The 16,624-nt window shown below is 48.0% G+C and carries 13 protein-coding genes; 4 read left to right on the forward strand and 9 right to left on the reverse strand.

Annotated elements, in window-relative coordinates:
* Positions 1-150: 150 nt before the first annotated feature.
* Positions 151-957 (reverse strand): precorrin-2 C(20)-methyltransferase, encoded by an 807-nt coding sequence (locus H6F90_RS28855; RefSeq protein WP_190555378.1) that lies wholly within the window; start codon positions 955-957, stop codon positions 151-153.
* A 164-nt stretch (positions 958-1,121) separates the two neighbouring features.
* Between H6F90_RS28855 and H6F90_RS28860 the strand changes: the two genes are divergently transcribed.
* A complete protein-coding gene (locus H6F90_RS28860; RefSeq protein ID WP_190555379.1) occupies positions 1,122-1,748 on the forward strand; it encodes a cytochrome b N-terminal domain-containing protein in 627 nt (208 codons plus the stop codon).
* Between the two features lie 26 nt (positions 1,749-1,774).
* On the opposite strand, the gene H6F90_RS28865 is transcribed toward H6F90_RS28860, so the two are convergent.
* The 8 genes from H6F90_RS28865 to H6F90_RS28900 form a co-directional block, all read right to left on the reverse strand.
* The gene (locus H6F90_RS28865; RefSeq protein WP_190555380.1) at positions 1,775-3,742 is read right to left on the reverse strand and encodes a sodium:proton antiporter; all 1,968 of its coding nucleotides are present in this window, start codon (positions 3,740-3,742) and stop codon (positions 1,775-1,777) included.
* A 168-nt stretch (positions 3,743-3,910) separates the two neighbouring features.
* Positions 3,911-5,098, reverse strand: coding sequence for a murein transglycosylase A (locus tag H6F90_RS28870; RefSeq protein ID WP_190555381.1), 1,188 nt, complete (start codon positions 5,096-5,098; stop codon positions 3,911-3,913).
* Between the two features lie 33 nt (positions 5,099-5,131).
* The gene (locus H6F90_RS28875) at positions 5,132-5,383 is read right to left on the reverse strand and encodes a hypothetical protein (protein WP_190438355.1); all 252 of its coding nucleotides are present in this window, start codon (positions 5,381-5,383) and stop codon (positions 5,132-5,134) included.
* 95 nt (positions 5,384-5,478) lie between these two features.
* Entirely contained in the window at positions 5,479-6,246 is a 768-nt protein-coding gene (locus H6F90_RS28880) for a hypothetical protein (RefSeq protein ID WP_190555382.1), read from the reverse strand.
* A gap of 894 nt (positions 6,247-7,140) precedes the next feature.
* On the reverse strand, positions 7,141-7,515 hold the full coding sequence (locus tag H6F90_RS31670) for a Mo-dependent nitrogenase C-terminal domain-containing protein (RefSeq protein ID WP_190555383.1): 375 nt from the start codon (positions 7,513-7,515) through the stop codon (positions 7,141-7,143).
* Positions 7,516-7,914: 399 nt separating this feature from the next.
* Positions 7,915-9,672: a ribonuclease J gene (locus H6F90_RS28890; RefSeq protein WP_190555384.1), complete on the reverse strand. Its 1,758-nt coding sequence runs from the start codon at positions 9,670-9,672 to the stop codon at positions 7,915-7,917.
* A 290-nt stretch (positions 9,673-9,962) separates the two neighbouring features.
* A complete protein-coding gene (gene dapA / locus H6F90_RS28895) occupies positions 9,963-10,847 on the reverse strand; it encodes a 4-hydroxy-tetrahydrodipicolinate synthase (protein ID WP_190555385.1) in 885 nt (294 codons plus the stop codon).
* Positions 10,848-10,915: 68 nt separating this feature from the next.
* Positions 10,916-11,959, reverse strand: coding sequence for an aspartate-semialdehyde dehydrogenase (locus H6F90_RS28900; protein WP_190555386.1), 1,044 nt, complete (start codon positions 11,957-11,959; stop codon positions 10,916-10,918).
* An 841-nt stretch (positions 11,960-12,800) separates the two neighbouring features.
* On the opposite strand from H6F90_RS28900, the gene tig reads away from it, so the two are divergent.
* From tig to clpX, 3 genes are all read left to right on the forward strand, one after another.
* Positions 12,801-14,219 carry a trigger factor gene (gene tig / locus H6F90_RS28905; protein ID WP_190555387.1) on the forward strand — a complete coding sequence of 473 codons (1,419 nt, stop codon included), beginning with the start codon at positions 12,801-12,803 and terminating at the stop codon, positions 14,217-14,219.
* 279 nt (positions 14,220-14,498) lie between these two features.
* On the forward strand, positions 14,499-15,194 hold the full coding sequence (gene clpP, locus H6F90_RS28910; RefSeq protein WP_190438383.1) for an ATP-dependent Clp endopeptidase proteolytic subunit ClpP: 696 nt from the start codon (positions 14,499-14,501) through the stop codon (positions 15,192-15,194).
* Positions 15,195-15,201: 7 nt separating this feature from the next.
* Positions 15,202-16,542, forward strand: a complete 1,341-nt coding sequence (clpX, locus tag H6F90_RS28915; protein ID WP_190555388.1) for an ATP-dependent protease ATP-binding subunit ClpX — start codon at positions 15,202-15,204, stop codon at positions 16,540-16,542.
* The last annotated feature ends 82 nt before the right edge of the window (positions 16,543-16,624 follow it).

Consider the following 16,624-nt stretch of genomic DNA (forward strand, 5'->3'; position numbering starts at 1 on the left):
TCAAATCTTAGCCTTAGGACCTTAAACTTTAACTGGCTCATGATTGTAAGGATGAGCGGCTTAAAACTGCACGTAATACCACGATGGGCCCACGATGGGCTGTATGGGAAGACATTATAGTGGCGCTAAAAGTTGCCTACGCCACCTGAATTAACTACCAACAAGACTAGGGGCTGTAACTTGCACAATCAGCAGTGAGAAGTAAGACAGTTGGAGGTTAGGGCGATCGCTCAGATTCGCATAAATTACCTGCTCTGGCAAGGTGGCTCGCTCAACCACATAACTACGATTTAAAAGTTGCTGCTGCTGCAAAATGGCCCATACCTGTTCGTACACAGAACTAACTTTCATTAAAACCACCACATCTGCCCATTGCAGCGCGGTTTCTAATTCTGATACATGGTACAGCGCTGGTAGCACCACGAGCCGCTGCGCTTGCATCGTCAAAGGAATACCTAAAGTCGCCGCCGCAGCTAAGGGAGAACAAATCCCTGGAATGGTCTGTACCTTAGCTTCTGGGTGGAGGTGTTGCAGGCTTTGGGCTAAATATGTGAAAGTGCTGAAAAAGCTGACATCCCCCTCAGAAACAAAGGCTACATCCTGGCCTTGCTGTAAATAGGGCCAAACCGACTTGGCGGCTTGCTGCCATGCTTGAGTCAGCGTGTCTGTATCTTGAACATAAGGAAAATTTAGGGCTAGGCGCACTTGATGGGGCTGTAACCACTCAGCCACAATCTGCTCAGCCATGCCGAGTTTGCCTTTTACTCCTGCCGGAAAAGCAACGACTGATGCTTGCTTTAGTAGGCGTAGCCCTTTGAGCGTGAGAAGTTCTGGATCGCCTGTACCTACGCCAATGCCATACAAGGTTCCAATTTCGGCGATCGCAGGTTTAGTTGAGTTTGCGAATGCAGCAGTCACCAATTCATCCTTTGCAATAGTCTCTTTTGAGTCTGACATATTCGCTGCTCGTTACTTGCGCTTAGTTGATGACGGGCTAGGTTGCACGCGGCGATAAGTCCTGAGATCCAAAGAATTTTCCAGTTCTGCAACCTGCGATAGAGTGGCTGATTCTGGCATCCTTTGTTAATTTAAGAGTTAACAAAACTACACATTAACGAGCCATGAAAAACGTGCAGTACGCGGTAGTTTGGCGGCGACTCGCTACGGTTTTGGCTGTAGCTGTTTTGACTTTGAGTCTCATAGCAGCGATCACAGGAATTTTGCTTGCGTTCTATTACGAACCTACAGCGGGCGGTGCTTACGAGTCCTTGCGACTGATTAATACTGAAGTCACGAATGGTTGGTTAATTCAAAACCTGCACAGCGTGGCTGGCAATGGCCTCATTGCTATTTCTCTCATCCAAATTGTGGTGATGTTTCTCGGAGAGCGTTTTCGCTCCAGTTGGTTAACAGCTTGGATTAGCGGTATTTTACTGACTTTGACCGCGATCGCTTTAGGCTGGACCGCTATGATCTTGAGCTGGAGCCAACTTGGTTATTGGCGCTTCAAAATTGAATTAGAAACCATCCAAGCTATCCCCTTAATTGGACCTGCCTTACGCGAAATTTTGACAGGTGGTTCAGTCAGCACAGTTACGGTAGAGCATCTTTACACTTTGCACAGCTACTTGCTGGCCATTGGAGCCGTTTTGCTCGCGATAATTCACCTAGTCAGCTTGTTATTTCAAGAAAAAGAAGCTAAGCAGGCTGATGTTGGAAGTACCAATCTAGATGCGGAATTGTCCTAAAAGTTAAACCTCTCACCTAATCTCACCTAACTTGAGATAGAAGGTGGTACAACTTCTGTCTCCCTAGGCGTTACTTGGGCTTCTACCAAGACAGGAGCTTCTAAGGCAGGTTCGGGAATCGGAACTTCTTCTACTGCGGCTAATTTCTCCAAGGTGAGGCGAGGCTGGGTGGTGCCAGATAGCAACTTTAGCAGGGTAGGCCGAGGGTCATGTAATAGATAAATAATGCGATCGCCCGCTTCCCACTCTTCCTGGGCAGGCATAATTTGCAAACGGTCATCGCGCTCTAGGAGTAGTGGAATCAGCTCACCGGAGCGAATCAAAGCTTGCAGATGAGCCTGCTGAAAAGCAAAACCCTCATCCCGCAGCATCGTCTCGCCCAGCTTGACGGCACCGCTGCTCAAATAGTCGTTCCAAGCTTTGATGGGGAGCTCTGGAACAAAAGCTTGATGCACTTTATGGCTCTTATTCACAGCACTCGCTTGAGGATCGCGCGGGAAAACAGCTAGAACGCGAGGTGGATGAAATTCTTCGGCGGCTCGTTGCGCTAGCACCACATTCACTTCACCGTTGTTGGTCATGGCAAGAAAGGTGCCAACTGAGCCTAGTCCTGCTTCTTCTAAGACCCCAGCATCTAAGCCGCTGCTGACAAAAACCCGCACATTTTCTTCTGCCGCTAAACGACAGGCTTCAGGATCTGTGTCAATCAGGACTACAGTTTCCCCGCATTCATCAAATAAGCGTGCCAGAAGACGGCTGAGAGGACTACAGCCAATAATGACCGCACCTGTCGCTTGAGTAGAGGTAATCCCTAACCAGCGAGCGACCCAACCCGCAGATAGGCCTTGGACAAAAACGGTCATGAGGATTGTCAGAAAGACCAAAGCTTTAATTGCATCTCCACCATTAATCCCGCGTTCGGTCAGCAAAATAGAAAACAAGGAAGCAACCGAAGCGGACACAATACCTCTAGGAGCCACCCAACACAAAAATAGCTTTTGTCGCCAGTTCAGGTTGCTGCTCCAAGAGGTACAGAGCCAGATGTTGAGGGGGCGGACGATGAACATCAAGACTAAGACTGTGAGTACCCCACCTGGACCTAAAGCGAAAATACTAGCGATCGAAAGATCCGCTGAGAGCAGAATAAATAAAACCGAAACTGCCAGTGTGGTCAACTGTCCTTTGAAGCGTCGAATCAAGCGCTCTTCCGGCAGTGAGGATGCTCGCAACATCATTCCAGCCGCCACCGTTGCCATCAAGCCTGACTCACTTCGGAGCATTTGAGCCAAGCCAAACAAGCCCCAGAGCCCCGCTAAAACGATTAAGTTTTTGAGATCATCTGATAAGAAGCGGGCTCGTTTAATCACAAAGCCTAGCGAGAGACCCCCCACCAACCCAATTCCACCGCCAATGCCCAGTCGGAGCATTAAGCCACTAAATACTAAAACTGGGTCGGCATCACCGTTGAGAATGATGTTGAGCACTACCACAGCCAAAATAGCTCCCACCGGATCGATCAGGACGCCTTCGCCTTCCAGCAAGGCTGCCACCTGACGATCAACCTGTACTTGCTTCAGCAGGGGGCTAATGACAGTGGGTCCAGTAACGACCACGAGGGAGGCATAAAGAAACGCGATCGGCCAAGGAAATTCACTCAGCCAATAGGCCGCAATGCCACCACCCACTAAGGTAATCAGAGTGCCGATTGTCACTAGGTTGCGGAGGCTCCCGGAAACTCGACCCAGCTCTCCGAGTTCTAGATTGAGTCCCCCTTCAAACAAAATCAGCGCTACGAAGAGGGAGACAATCACTTCTAACCCGGTACCCAGCAAATTTGGGTGCAAGATATTGAAACCATCAGAGCCCAGCAGAATGCCAAAGAGGAGCAAGAAAACAATGCTCGGCACCTTGCAAAATTCGGCAATTACCTGAGCACTAATGCCTGCGATGACTGTAATGATCATCAGCAGTGTAATTTCAAAGGATGCTTCCATAGGCGCTACTGTTGCAGGCTTTGGTCTCTGTCTAGACGCCTTACTGATTTAAGGGAAGGGTCTTATAGCAATGGCAATGTAGAGCTGGGTAGTTCGTTTGCCTATCTTTGAATGTGAGACGCTTCTATAGACAGGGTACAACCTCAACAGGGGTAGGTAGAAATAGGGTTACTGCTTCAGTAATAGATAGTAGAGTTGACCCGTTGAATTTGTCAGGCCCGCGCGATCGCCTGCCTTCACCCCTGTACCCATGAAAATATCAACTCGTCCTGGGCCTTTAATGGCGCTTCCCGTATCTTGATCCAAGACGTAGCGGCTCACGGGGCGTTGTTCTAATTTGCCAGCCGCACTTGGCTGGGGCAGCGGGGTGTCAATCAAAGCTAAAGCGCCAGGTGGCATGAGAGATTTGTCGGTTGCGATCGATCGCTCAGCCGTTACGGGCACGCCTAAACTACCAGTTGCCGCTGCACCATAGGTTTCTCGAAAGAACACGAAACTGCGGTTGCGTGGCAAATAAACGTCGAGGTCTTCAGGATGCTGATGAAAGTATTCCAGCAAATTAGGCAGTGTTAGGTCTTCCAGACGCATCTTGCCATCTTTGACTAACTCGCGGCCAACTCCGGTGTAAGGATGATTGGTCTTGCCCGCAAAGCCAACGGTCATTGTGCTGCCGTCCGTCATTTGCAGGCGAGCCGAACCTTGCACTTGAATCAGAAATGCTTCTAGGCGATCGCGCAACCAAACCAACTCCAGATTCTTCAGCGGCCCCTTGGCAAATTGAAGCCCATCCTTTCCTTCCAATCGAGCCCTAGTTGGCTGAGGTTTAGACCACTCAGCTAAACCGGGCGGTACCCGAAATAGAGGATAGCGATATTCAGCCGTACGGACACGGCTAGCAGTATAAGTAGGCTCAAAGTAACCTGTATAGGCAACAGTGCCTTGGTTGTCTTTGCCCACGGCTCGATACAAAACAAACTCCCGCTGCACGGCTGCCTTTAGCTCTGCCGCAGAGCGCGACTTTGTCACCAACTGACGAAATCTAACTAGACTGCGACGCACGCGATCGCGGCTAATTCCAGGCACCGAATGCTTCTGATAATCTGTCGCTGCTTTAGGAGTTTGGAGATAGGTTAAACTATGGTCGATCGCCGCTAATAAAGCTGCCCGATCCCCCGGCTGGCCTGCTTGAGGCCAGATTTTGTCGTCAAGCCCGAGGGAGGTCGGTAGCGAAACAGATGAAGTAACAGGTTGCAGGGGTTGAACTGCAAAAATAGGCTGATGAGTTGCTGTGAGCGTAACTCCAAAACTGAGAGCAACGGCAGCAAGCCATCTTTGAGCCTTAGCAAAGCCAGACATACTTTGGTTGAGTGGAATAAAGAATCTAAGGAGCTAGTATCGCTCGACGCTAGAATTGAACACCGGTTCCACTCGAATCGCTATAATCCGCGAGGGTCGGGCCACCATGTACTCGCCCTGAATATTTTTGATCGGAACACTGATGAAGTCATCAGACGAGGATTTGGGCACTAGCTCACCGCTGTACCACTTTTGGAATTCTTGAATGGTAGGGAAACGGACTTCTTCCCGATGGCCTCCATCAAATAGGAGGTGAACAATGAACTCATTCGGGGTTCTAGGCATACTGTCGAAACTATCCTGAATACACCGACATTATTATGGGCTCTGAATCGGCGAAAATCGACAATTCCTTGCGAAGACTTGTTAGAAAGCTAGATTTACGAGAGCAAGCTGAATCGCTGTAATTGAGTTTCTACCAAGCTGGGTAAAGCTTTGCTTAAGTCTTTAGCGTCCTTAAACACTAAGCGGTTCTGGCTGGGTAAATCGAAGGGAAACTGCCCTGGCAAATCGGAGCGGTCCATTTGAGCCAAAAGGATCTGTTCGGTGCGCTTGCTTTGCAGGGCATAACCAACCTCAACACAAACCTTAGGGCTCGGAATCAACTGCGGTGGTTCAGCGCTAATTTTAGTGATGGGAGTGCTATCAGCGACAAAAAGCAAGCTCTGGCGAATTTTCCGCATCAAAGTACTGCTGAGCCGCACTGGTCCTTCTGTCAGGCGATGGGACTCTTCTAAACTCAGGGGTAAGCGCGATCGCCGATTTAGTTTTTCAATTAGGTCTTGGAGTGCGTCTCTCAAGACATCACTGGATTGGTTGTACTCGGTTTGGTAGCAGAGAAAAATGGTTGGCTCCAGATGAGCCATCACTTCTTGCTTGGTGAAGTAAATTTCGTGACTAATTAGATCAATATTCGAGATCGCGTAGCCACCACTCCCCTCGATATAAAACTCGATGGTTTCCCCTTCTAGGTAGCGCTGAAACCAAGCAGAGCGCTTTACTTCTTCAGAATCTTCTAAAAAGTCAGCTCGCAAACCAGATTTCAGTAGGCTATTTTTACTTAGGCGTAAATCATGGGGACGTTTCTCCAGTTCTCGAATCGGCTCATACTGCTGGAGGTACCAGGCTTTCAGGGCAATAATGGCCATGATACGCGTTTACCTATTGGCTGAAATTTCTATAAAGATAACGACAATAACAGAAAGTTTAAACGACAACAACACCCAAGCCTTCACTGAGTAACTTCCCCTGGTTCATCGATCATGGGCAGAGTTGCTTTGATTGAATTAATTCACAATCAACGACAGAGCTCCCAATTAGCCAATTGATGAGGAAGTATCAGTATCACACTTGAGTGCTGTTGCGACGATGCGAGACAGACTTTGTAAAAACAGCGCTTTTTACCTCTTGCTGAATGGACACTTGGCTGTTAAATCTGCCAGGGAAGCTTAATTGCTTCACTTATCAATATAGCGTCCCCGATTCTAGAAGCAAGACAGTGAAACTAAAATTTACTCCTCTGAGAGTACCTAATAATTTTGAGCGTTACGAAGCTTTAAATATTTACTCTGCAATGCTTGTGGCAGCTTCAGCTATTGAACCTGACTTCAATTCAGGCTGTATGAAATGAGTGAGGTTAACTGAAAATAGTTGAGCTAGCTTTATGAATTGAGATTTTTAGCTATTAGAGTAAAATTAATGAGAACTAAGATATTTAGGTTTAGGAAAGACTTAAATAAACAAAAACGTAAGGCTTTACTTAGCTAACTCAATAGCTTATTGCAGACTATTCTGTGATGACGCAAAGTCTAATGGATTTTTAGATTTCGGTGTTGATCTTTTGCAGCGGTCTAAAGAATCAACTAGTTAAATCTATGGATTAAATGAGACTTGGGTATCTCTGTCTCAAAATCGTTTCGGCTCTTCTTGCAGCCAAGGTTCTAATTGGACGACAACCCTATATAAACAATTAGCGTTGAGTGGATGCAGCAGCTCTAATTCTTTGCGGAAGGGCTGCGATCGCTCGACTGCCTACTGGATGACTAACAGTAGCGCGTTACATCTTCACCACATTTGTCTGCCAAGTAGCAAAGCGCTCGGAACCGTAGACCTACCACTTCTTCGTATAAAGGATTGAGTTTGCACATGGGAGGAATGTGAAACAAAGTGCGACCAAACAGTTTAACGTCACGCTCAAAGGGGCACTGAGAAGGAATAAGTTGGCAAAGCCGATGAGCTAGACCTGGAGTCGCAACTTCGACTTGCTCTAGCCATTGACGCATAGGTTGCCAAAAATCAAATTTAGCTTTTGCAGGGGGATGTAGAGGGCTTGCTGTCATTTCAGAGTCTTGACTGGAGGAGAGCCAAGTCCAGCTAACCAGGGCCAAATTTTCGGATGTGCATTCAGAAGTATTCATACTGCCTTTCCTGTGAATTAGTAGATGGTATGGAACCCTGCTTGCAGCTACAGCCCCTCAACGGGAAATATCGGATCGGCTGGGAAATGGTTGAGTAGACTTTGAGAAAACTGAAGGAGCGCTTAACTGAAGTTGGGCTTTCATCTATTCCAACACTGCTATTGTGTCTAAGATCCGGACAATCCTGAGTGAGCGATTTCACGGAAGTTTTGTGAATGTCCTCTCTCTAGTTCAGTGACTTCCGTAAGGATATGCCTATGACGGTCATCACCAAAATGGACTGCCATAAAGAAAGAGATAGGGGAAGCACGTTCCTCGCCTATCTCTACTTAGGTTTGCAATTGTAGTTTTATGCAGTGCTACGACTCAGCCGCCCGCCCGCAAAATAACGGTCAGCCTCTAGGAAGCTACTTTGGCAGTGGAGCGCCGACGATTTGTGGTCACTTTTGCGGGTGGCTTCTCAGGATTTTGCATCAGGAAGACCAAAAGTGGCTTGCTTTGCAACTCACGTCGCAGCAGTCGCTGTACGGCTGACTCAATCTGCGCTTGTAACCCTACCCAATCCACTTCAATTTGATCGTCTTCTAGAGACTGCACAAATTCCCGCCAGCGATCGCTCAACACGCTCTCAATGGCTCGGTTAATCAGCTTTTGCAGCAGCGATCGCTCCAGGGTAGTGACTACGCCGCGCAGATGTACTTCCGGCTGAGTTAACAATTTGCCGTCCCAACCGACTGTGGCAGCCACGGTGACAACACCATCTTCAGCTAGGTGCTGACGCTCTTGGAGGACGTTTGCATTGACGACTCCAGCCCGATCCACTAGCTCAATCCCAGAAGGTACCTTGCCCGCAACTTGAATGCTATCCGGAGCCACTTCAACCACATCACCGTTATTGATGATGACCATATTTTCGGCGGGAATGCCCATGCTTTGAGCCGTTTGAGAATGCTTAACTAGCATCCGGTGCTCGCCATGTACGGGCAAGAAGAACTTAGGCCGAGTTAGGGCAATCATTAGTTTCTGGTCTTCTTGGCAACCATGACCAGAGACATGAATCCCCTGCTCGCGACCATAGATCACCTTGGCCCCCTGAATCATCAACTTATCAATCGTGTTAACCACGGCGATCGTGTTGCCAGGGATGGGGTTGGCAGAGAACACAATCGTATCGCCGGGGCGCACCTTGATTTGGTTATGTTCGCCGTTAGCAATTCGAGTCATGGCAGACATGGGTTCGCCTTGAGACCCGGTTGTCAAGATCAGTACTTGCTCGGGAGGCAAATGTCGGATTTCTTGAAGCGGCTTGAACAAACTATCTTCACACTTGATGTAACCCAAATTCCGCGCATGAGCAATCACGTTCAGCATGGAACGGCCAATCACCGAAACAAAGCGGTTACGTTTCTTGGCCAACTCCAAAATCATGTTGATGCGATGCACAGACGAAGCAAAGGTAGTAACAAGTAAGCGTCCTTCTGCTTGGCTGAAAACGCGATCTAAGTTTGGGAAGACAGAGCGCTCAGAAGCTGTGAATCCAGGCACCTCAGAGTTGGTAGAGTCGCTGATCAGACAAAGAACGCCCTTCTCACCATGCTCAGCTAGCTTTTGGATATCAAAATGCTCACCGTCTACGGGTGTGTGGTCAAATTTGAAGTCACCTGTGTGAATCACTACACCTACAGGGGTGTGTAGGGCTACGGTATAGCTGTCGGCGATCGAGTGGGTGTTGCGAATAAATTCTACAAAGAAGGACGAACCGATCCGCACCATATCTCTAGGACGAACGGTACGCAATTCAGTTCTGTCGGCGACTCCTGCTTCTTCTAACTTACCTTCTAGCAAAGCCATGGCTAGGCGAGGGCCGTAAATGACAGGGATGTCAAACTGCTTGAGGTGAAAGGCAATACCGCCAATGTGATCTTCGTGACCGTGAGTTACGATCATGCCTTTAATTTTGTGGCGATTTTCCCGCAGATAAGTGGTGTCGGGCAAAACGATGTTGACACCATGCATGCCATCGGTCGGGAAAGCCAATCCAGCGTCTAGCAGCAGAATCTCATCATTGATTTCAAAAACACAGGTGTTTTTGCCAATTTCATGGAGGCCACCTAAAGGAATAACTTTGAGAGCAGGAGCTGATTGAGTTTGAGTCATGTGTATCCTTAGTACAAGTTTTTTACGAATGTGTAGTCAAGGCAAAAGAGTTGATGAATAGGCCAGTAAAGCGGTGCAAAGTCGAAAAAATGGCTAACTGCACTGGAGGCTCATGGCGGGTCAAAAACTTTTCTAGAATCAAATGTTTGTCAAGAAATAGCCTTGCTCAAAGGGAGTAATGGAATATCAAGACATTTGCTAGAACTACAGTGATTCAGAGAGGGTGTGGTTAGAATATTTAGTTGTCTAGAAACTTCAGGGCGCTCGCCCTACTCAGCTCAGCCAAGGTGCTAGAGCAAAGCCAACTCAGCGAGAACGGTCTTCAAGGCTGCGACAACATCGGTAGGTGGATCACAGAGCGGTAGCCGGGAAGGGCCTACCTCCCAACCTCGAAGTTTCATAGCTGCCTTGACAGGAATTGGATTTGTCGTCAAAAACAAAGCCTTAAATAAAGGAAAGAGGCGCAGGTGAATTTGTGTGGCTGCCTGAACTTGTCCTTGTTCAAACGCTTGAATCATTTGTTGCAGTTCTGGGCCAACGATATGGCTGGCAACACTGATAACACCTCTAGCTCCTACAGCGAGCAAAGGTAAGGTCAAGGAGTCATCCCCTGCATACATTGTAAATTCTGGAGGGGTCAATCGTCGAATTTGACTGGCTTGATCTACGTTACCACTGGCTTCCTTGATTGCCACAATATTAGGAATGTCAGCTAAGCGAGCTACGGTTTCGGGTTGTAGGTTCTGGCCCGTCCGACCTGGCACGTTATAAAGCATTAAAGGTAGATCAGGACTTGCTTGTGCGATCGCCTTAAAGTGTTGGTAGAGGCCTTCTTGGGGTGGCTTATTGTAGTAAGGCACAACCTGCAAAGACCCGTCTAAGCCTAGCTTCTCGGCTTTTTGGGTGGCAGCGATCGCTTCTTGGGAAGAATTCGAGCCAGTGCCTGCCATTACCTTAGCTTTGCCTGCGACTGCCTTTTGCACTACCTGAAACAGCTCGTACTCCTCATCCCAACTGAGAGTCGGAGATTCGCCTGTAGTGCCACACACAACCAGCGTATCTGTTCCATTATCGGCTAGATAAGCTGCTAGTTGCTCTGCAACAGAATAATTAACAGTGCCATCTGCTTTAAATGGCGTGAGCATCGCAGTGAGAACGCGTCCAAAATCTACCACGCTCTTTCAACTTCTCCTCATGATGAATAGGTCAGAAATTTTTAGCTGTGAGTCAGCAGTTGTCCTCATCAAGTTGCTAAGGCAGGAGCCGCAGGCTGAAGCAGATTTCTTGCAACCAGTAATTCAGCAATTTGCACTGCGTTGAGAGCTGCTCCTTTGCGAATCTGGTCTCCGCTCAACCAAAGCTCTAATCCACAGGGATGAGACAGGTCTTGACGGATTCGACCCACCAAAACTTCGTCACAGCCACTCGCTTCAATGGGCATCGGGAAATAATTAGCTTGCCAATCTTCAACTAATTTGACCCCAGGCGCTTGGCTCAACAATTCTCTAGCCTGAGCCACATCAAAAGGTGCATCAAACTCTAGGTTAATCGCTTCCGAGTGAGCCCGGAGTACGGGAACCCGTATGCAAGTTGCCGTGATTCTGAGATCAGGAGCACCAAAGATTTTGCGAGTTTCATGCACCATCTTCAACTCTTCTTCGCAGTAACCCTGATCAGTCAGCTTAGAGTTGTGCGGGAATAAGTTAAAAGCTAGCGGGTAAGGAAAAACTTCACTAGTAGGAGTTTCACCTTGCAAGATTGCTTTGGCTTGAGTTTTAACTTCTTCCATTGCCCGTGCACCCGCGCCACTGGCAGATTGATAAGTAGCTGCCACAATCCGTTTAATGGGTTGAATTTGGTGCAATGGCCAAATGGCAACTGACATCAAGATAGTAGTGCAGTTGGGGTTGGCAATGATGCCTTGGTGCCTAGCAGCAGCGTCCGGATTAACCTCTGGAACGACCAATGGCACTTGAGGGTCCATGCGAAAAGCACTGGAGTTGTCAATCACGACTGCTCCTGCTGCCACTGCCTTGGGTGCCCAAGCTTTAGAGATCGAACCTCCAGCGGAAGCTAGAACTAAATCTACATTGGCAAATGAGTTTTCGCCGACGGCTTCGATGGGTAATTCTTCGCCTTGAAAGGTGAGGGTGCGTCCAGCCGACCGAGGAGAAGCCAGTAGCTTCAGCTCGGAAACTGGAAATTGGCGACTTTGCAACAACTCAATGAGTTCTGTCCCAACTGCACCCGTTGCTCCCAAAATAGCGACTTTATAAGACTGACCCAAATTAATTGCCTCCTGTAATACCGATAATTTTTGCAATTGAATAAAAAATATTTGAAGAAATATAAGGTTAGAGCTAGGTCTTTACAGGTAAATCTAAAAGTCGGTTGGCTAACTTTGCTGGATTTTTAGCTGTTGGATCTGCTAGCTCACAAGGCTTTTTATAAGATTTTCTTTTGTTTAAGTTTTATCAGATGAGGTTAAATCATGAATTTAGAGGTTTTCTTAGTGATAAGCCTCAAAAATTGAGGTTTCAACATCTTAACGGATTTTGTTCGTACTGAAAAATAGCTCACCTTGTCTAAGCAGGAGTTTCAGCACTCCTCAACTAAGATCTTCGCATAAGACTGGGTTTTATCCGCTTAACTTTGTGCTCTGGGGGGCGATCGCTGCTGAGCAAAGCTAGCTGTAACAATACGGGCACTAGATTGAGGGGCAAGAGCACTAAAGTCATTGGGTGCCTTTGAGTGCTACTCTGCCAAAGAACAGCCCAGATGAACTTTAGATCAAATTTAATTCATCTCGTTCATGGCTGGTTAGGATCGGTTAGGATAGCTAATTGCAGTTAAGCGAAATTTCCCCGAATTGCTGAACTGAGCTCTTTCGCTCTGACCTTTGGTTAAGTGACAGAGCAGGTGATTAGTCCTGTGAAAGCTAAGTCATACCGATCGCCCTGAGTATGCCCGGAGTACTTAATGCCTACAGTAATCAAGTTGTTGCTGGGCCAAGGGCTGACCTTTAATGTCAGGGATTGCTCAAGGAAACCTGTGCTTTAGGGCACTGTATCACAAACCTCAATCCCTGTTGAACCAGAAAGTTTAGTTGTCTAAAAACTGCAGAGCCAATGAAAGTTACCCAGGAAAAACTTCCCGCCAGTCAGATTGGTTTGGAAATCGAAATTCCACCAGACATGTCCAAGAAAGCCTACGAGCAGGTCCTGCAAGAGTTTACTCGCTCGGCTAATATCCCTGGGTTTCGGAAAGGCAAAGTTCCTCGTCAAGTATTGATTCAGCGCTTTGGTTCTAGTCGCATGAAGGCTGCGGCACTAGAAGAGTTGGTTCAAAACGGTGTCCGTCAAGCCGTTGAACAAGAAAAAATCGATGCGATCGGTAACTTCCAGTTGCGCTCTTCATTTGAAGACTTGGTGCAACAGTATGAACCTGGTTCTGTCCTCACTTTCTCTGCTGCTGTAGATGTTCAACCAGAAGTGAAGCTAGACCAATACACTGGCTTTAACGTTCAGGCAGAAAAAGCAGAGTACGACCCTCAGCAAATCGATAAAGTTTTAGAAGAGCGTCGGGCTGAATTGGCAACTCTGATTCCAGTTGAAGGCCGCGCTGCCCAGCTGGGTGATACAGCTGTAGTGGACTTTTCGGGTCGCATAGTAGCTGAAGAAGGCGCTGAAGAAGAAGCTGCTGAAATCCCTGGCGGCCAAGCTGAAGACTTCCAGGTCGAGTTGTCGGAAGGCCGATTCATTCCTGGTTTTATCGACGGCATGGTCGGCATGAATCCAGGGGAAACCAGAGAAGTCTCAGTCAAGTTCCCAGAGGATTATCCGCAAGCTGATCTGGCAGACAAACCCGCTGTCTTTACCATTACAGTAAAAGAGCTGAAGGAAAAGGAACTGCCCGCCTTGGATGATGACTTTGCTCAAGAAGTCAGTGAGTTCCAAACTTTGGCGGAGTTACGTGCTTCGATCGAATCCAATTTCCAAAAGAAAGCTGACAGCAAAACCGACGCGAATAAGGAACAAGCGATCATCAGTGAGTTGCTGAAGCAAATTGAGGTTGATTTGCCCATGACCTTGATCGATCGCGAAGTTGACTACATGTTGACCCAAACCGCGATTGAGTTACAAAACCAAGGGCTGGATATCAAGCGGCTGTTCACCCAAGACATGATTCCTCAGTTGCGAGAGCGATCGCAGCCCGAAGCCGTTACTCGGATCAAGCGCACACTGGCTCTAGGCGAAGTAGCGAAGCGGGAGTCCATCCAGATAGAACCTGAGGCGATCGAGACTCGTATCAAAGAAGTCATGGAGCAATACAGCGATCGCGACATCGACCACGATCGTTTGAGAACCGTGGTTGAAGAAGATTTGTTGAAAGAAAAAATCCTCAAGTGGCTAGAAGAGCGCTCCACGATTGAACTTGTACCCGAAGGTTCTCTCACTCAGAGTGAAGAAAACGAAGAGCTAGCTTCAGCAGAGGTTACAGCTGAACCGGAAACTGCTGCTCCAGCAGAAACAGAGGTTAGTGAGTAGTCTTACGTAAATTTTCTTGAGGGAGCGATCACTTTAAACTCACTCTACGGCTCTAGCCGATAGAATGACTGGTTAGCTACCTAGCCGTAATTAAGCGGGTTTCTCGTGCATTTCTCCCTCACCTACAGCCAGTCTTAGATGAGTTGAGGCATAATGATCGCATATAACAGATACAAGCGTTACGGCTTTCCTCAGGAGTGTGTGCTCCTAAAGGTCCGTAAATAAACGCTCGAACTGTTTGGTTGATGTCACAGTCCTGAACTTCAGTTCTTAGCCCCTATGTTGGTATCTCAGTCCCTTTACTCCCCTATCAGCAGCCTGAACTTGCTAGACGTTGCTTCTACTGGCCCCAGCAACGTCATCCCGATGGTAGTGGAACAATCTGGTCGGGGTGAGCGGGCGTTTGACATCTACTCACGGCTCTTACGGGAGCGCATTGTATTCCTAGGAACGCCAGTTGATGACGCGGTCGCTGATTCCATCGTGGCTCAACTCCTGTTTCTAGAAGCAGAAGATCCAGAGAAAGATATTCAGCTTTACATCAACTCGCCAGGTGGTTCCGTCACGGCTGGTATGGCAATCTATGACACCATGCAGCATATTGGCCCAGATGTTGTGACTATGTGTTTTGGATTGGCTGCTAGCATGGGAGCCTTTTTACTCTCAGGCGGAGCCCCAGGCAAGCGCATGTCACTGCCTAGTTCCCGAATTATGATCCACCAACCGCTAGGTGGAGCGCAAGGTCAAGCTGTTGACATTGAAATTCAAGCCAAAGAAATTCTGTATCACAAGCGCAAGCTGAATGAGCTATTGGCTGGTCATACAAATCAGCCTTTAGAGAGGATTGAAGCGGATACTGAGCGCGACTTCTTTATGTCGGCAGTTGAAGCAAAAGACTACGGTTTAATTGATCAAGTTATTTCTAGGCAGAACATTCCCCTTCCGGGAGAGGCTGTCACCGCACTGAAATCATGAGGCAGTTATGTCTAAGTACGACTCCCATCTGAAATGTTCCTTCTGTGGCAAGTCTCAAGAGCAGGTTCGCAAATTGATTGCCGGACCAGGAGTCTACATTTGCGATGAGTGTGTCGACTTGTGTAACGAAATTCTGGATGAGGAACTGTTTGACTCTAGTGCAGCAGCTCCTCAGCCAACTCCTCGGCGTGAGCAACCGGTAGAGAAGCGACGTACTCGTGCTTCTAGTCTCTCGTTGACTCAGATTCCTAAGCCTCGGGAAATTAAAAAACACCTAGATGAGCACGTCATCGGTCAAGATGAAGCCAAGAAAGTGCTGTCTGTTGCAGTGTATAACCACTACAAACGCCTTAGTTTCATTCAAGCTAAGGGAAGTGCTAAGTCGACCGACGACCCTGTAGAATTGCAAAAATCTAACATTTTGCTGATTGGTCCTACTGGGTGTGGCAAGACTCTGCTGGCTCAAACGTTGGCAGAGATTCTGGATGTGCCTTTTGCGGTCGCTGATGCCACAACGCTAACCGAAGCAGGGTACGTCGGTGAGGATGTCGAAAATATTCTACTGCGCTTGCTACAAGTGGCAGATCTGGATGTAGAAGAAGCCCAGCGAGGCATTATCTACATTGATGAAATTGATAAAATCGCCCGTAAAAGCGAGAACCCCTCGATCACCCGTGATGTTTCTGGTGAAGGGGTGCAACAGGCGTTGCTGAAGATGCTAGAGGGAACAGTTGCGAATGTGCCTCCCCAGGGCGGTCGTAAGCATCCCTATCAAGACTGCATCCAGATTGACACTAGCAACATCCTGTTTATCTGTGGTGGTGCTTTCGTTGGTCTCGACAAAACAGTGGAGCAGCGGATTGGCAAGAAATCGATTGGCTTCATTCAGGCGGGTGATGGTCAATCGAAAGATAAGCGAACGGCGGATATTCTTCGGCACCTGGAGCCAGATGACTTAGTCAAATTTGGGATGATTCCAGAATTTATCGGTCGCTTACCCATGGTGGCAGTGGTCGATCCGCTGGATGAAGATGCCCTGTCTGAGATTCTGACTGAGCCTCGCAACGCTCTGGTGAAGCAGTACCAGAAGTTGCTGAAGATGGACAATGTCCAGTTGGAGTTTAAGCAAGAAGCTGTGCGGGCGATCGCTCAAGAAGCCTATCGTCGCAAGACTGGGGCACGGGCGCTGCGGGGTATTGTGGAAGAACTGATGCTAGATGTGATGTACGAGCTACCCTCCCGCAAGGATGTGACACGCTGCACGATTACCAAAGAGATGGTGGAGAAGCGCTCAACCGCCGAGCTATTGCTACATCCCTCGTCCTTGCCTAAGCCTGAGTCTGCGTAGTTAGTGCAGCCAAGCGATGTGGCAGCTTGAGTAGTAGGTTTTTTAGCCAAAAACCTGTAATCTCAATCTGGAGTTTAAAACC

Source organism: Trichocoleus sp. FACHB-591, assembly GCF_014695845.1.
Lineage (GTDB): Bacteria > Cyanobacteriota > Cyanobacteriia > FACHB-46 > FACHB-46 > Trichocoleus.

What these genes read in the sequence shown, in the direction of transcription:
- H6F90_RS28875 (WP_190438355.1), bottom strand. Translation starts at nt 5,383, where the DNA reads ATGCCTAGAACCCCGAATGAGTTCATTGTTCACCTCCTATTTGATGGA.
- clpP (WP_190438383.1), top strand. Translation starts at nt 14,499, where the DNA reads ATGTTGGTATCTCAGTCCCTTTACTCCCCTATCAGCAGCCTGAACTTG.
- tig (WP_190555387.1), top strand. Translation starts at nt 12,801, where the DNA reads ATGAAAGTTACCCAGGAAAAACTTCCCGCCAGTCAGATTGGTTTGGAA.
- clpX (WP_190555388.1), top strand. Translation starts at nt 15,202, where the DNA reads ATGTCTAAGTACGACTCCCATCTGAAATGTTCCTTCTGTGGCAAGTCT.
- H6F90_RS28855 (WP_190555378.1), bottom strand. Translation starts at nt 957, where the DNA reads ATGTCAGACTCAAAAGAGACTATTGCAAAGGATGAATTGGTGACTGCT.
- H6F90_RS28870 (WP_190555381.1), bottom strand. Translation starts at nt 5,098, where the DNA reads ATGTCTGGCTTTGCTAAGGCTCAAAGATGGCTTGCTGCCGTTGCTCTC.
- H6F90_RS28860 (WP_190555379.1), top strand. Translation starts at nt 1,122, where the DNA reads ATGAAAAACGTGCAGTACGCGGTAGTTTGGCGGCGACTCGCTACGGTT.
- H6F90_RS28890 (WP_190555384.1), bottom strand. Translation starts at nt 9,672, where the DNA reads ATGACTCAAACTCAATCAGCTCCTGCTCTCAAAGTTATTCCTTTAGGT.
- H6F90_RS28880 (WP_190555382.1), bottom strand. Translation starts at nt 6,246, where the DNA reads ATGGCCATTATTGCCCTGAAAGCCTGGTACCTCCAGCAGTATGAGCCG.
- H6F90_RS31670 (WP_190555383.1), bottom strand. Translation starts at nt 7,515, where the DNA reads ATGAATACTTCTGAATGCACATCCGAAAATTTGGCCCTGGTTAGCTGG.
- H6F90_RS28865 (WP_190555380.1), bottom strand. Translation starts at nt 3,742, where the DNA reads ATGGAAGCATCCTTTGAAATTACACTGCTGATGATCATTACAGTCATC.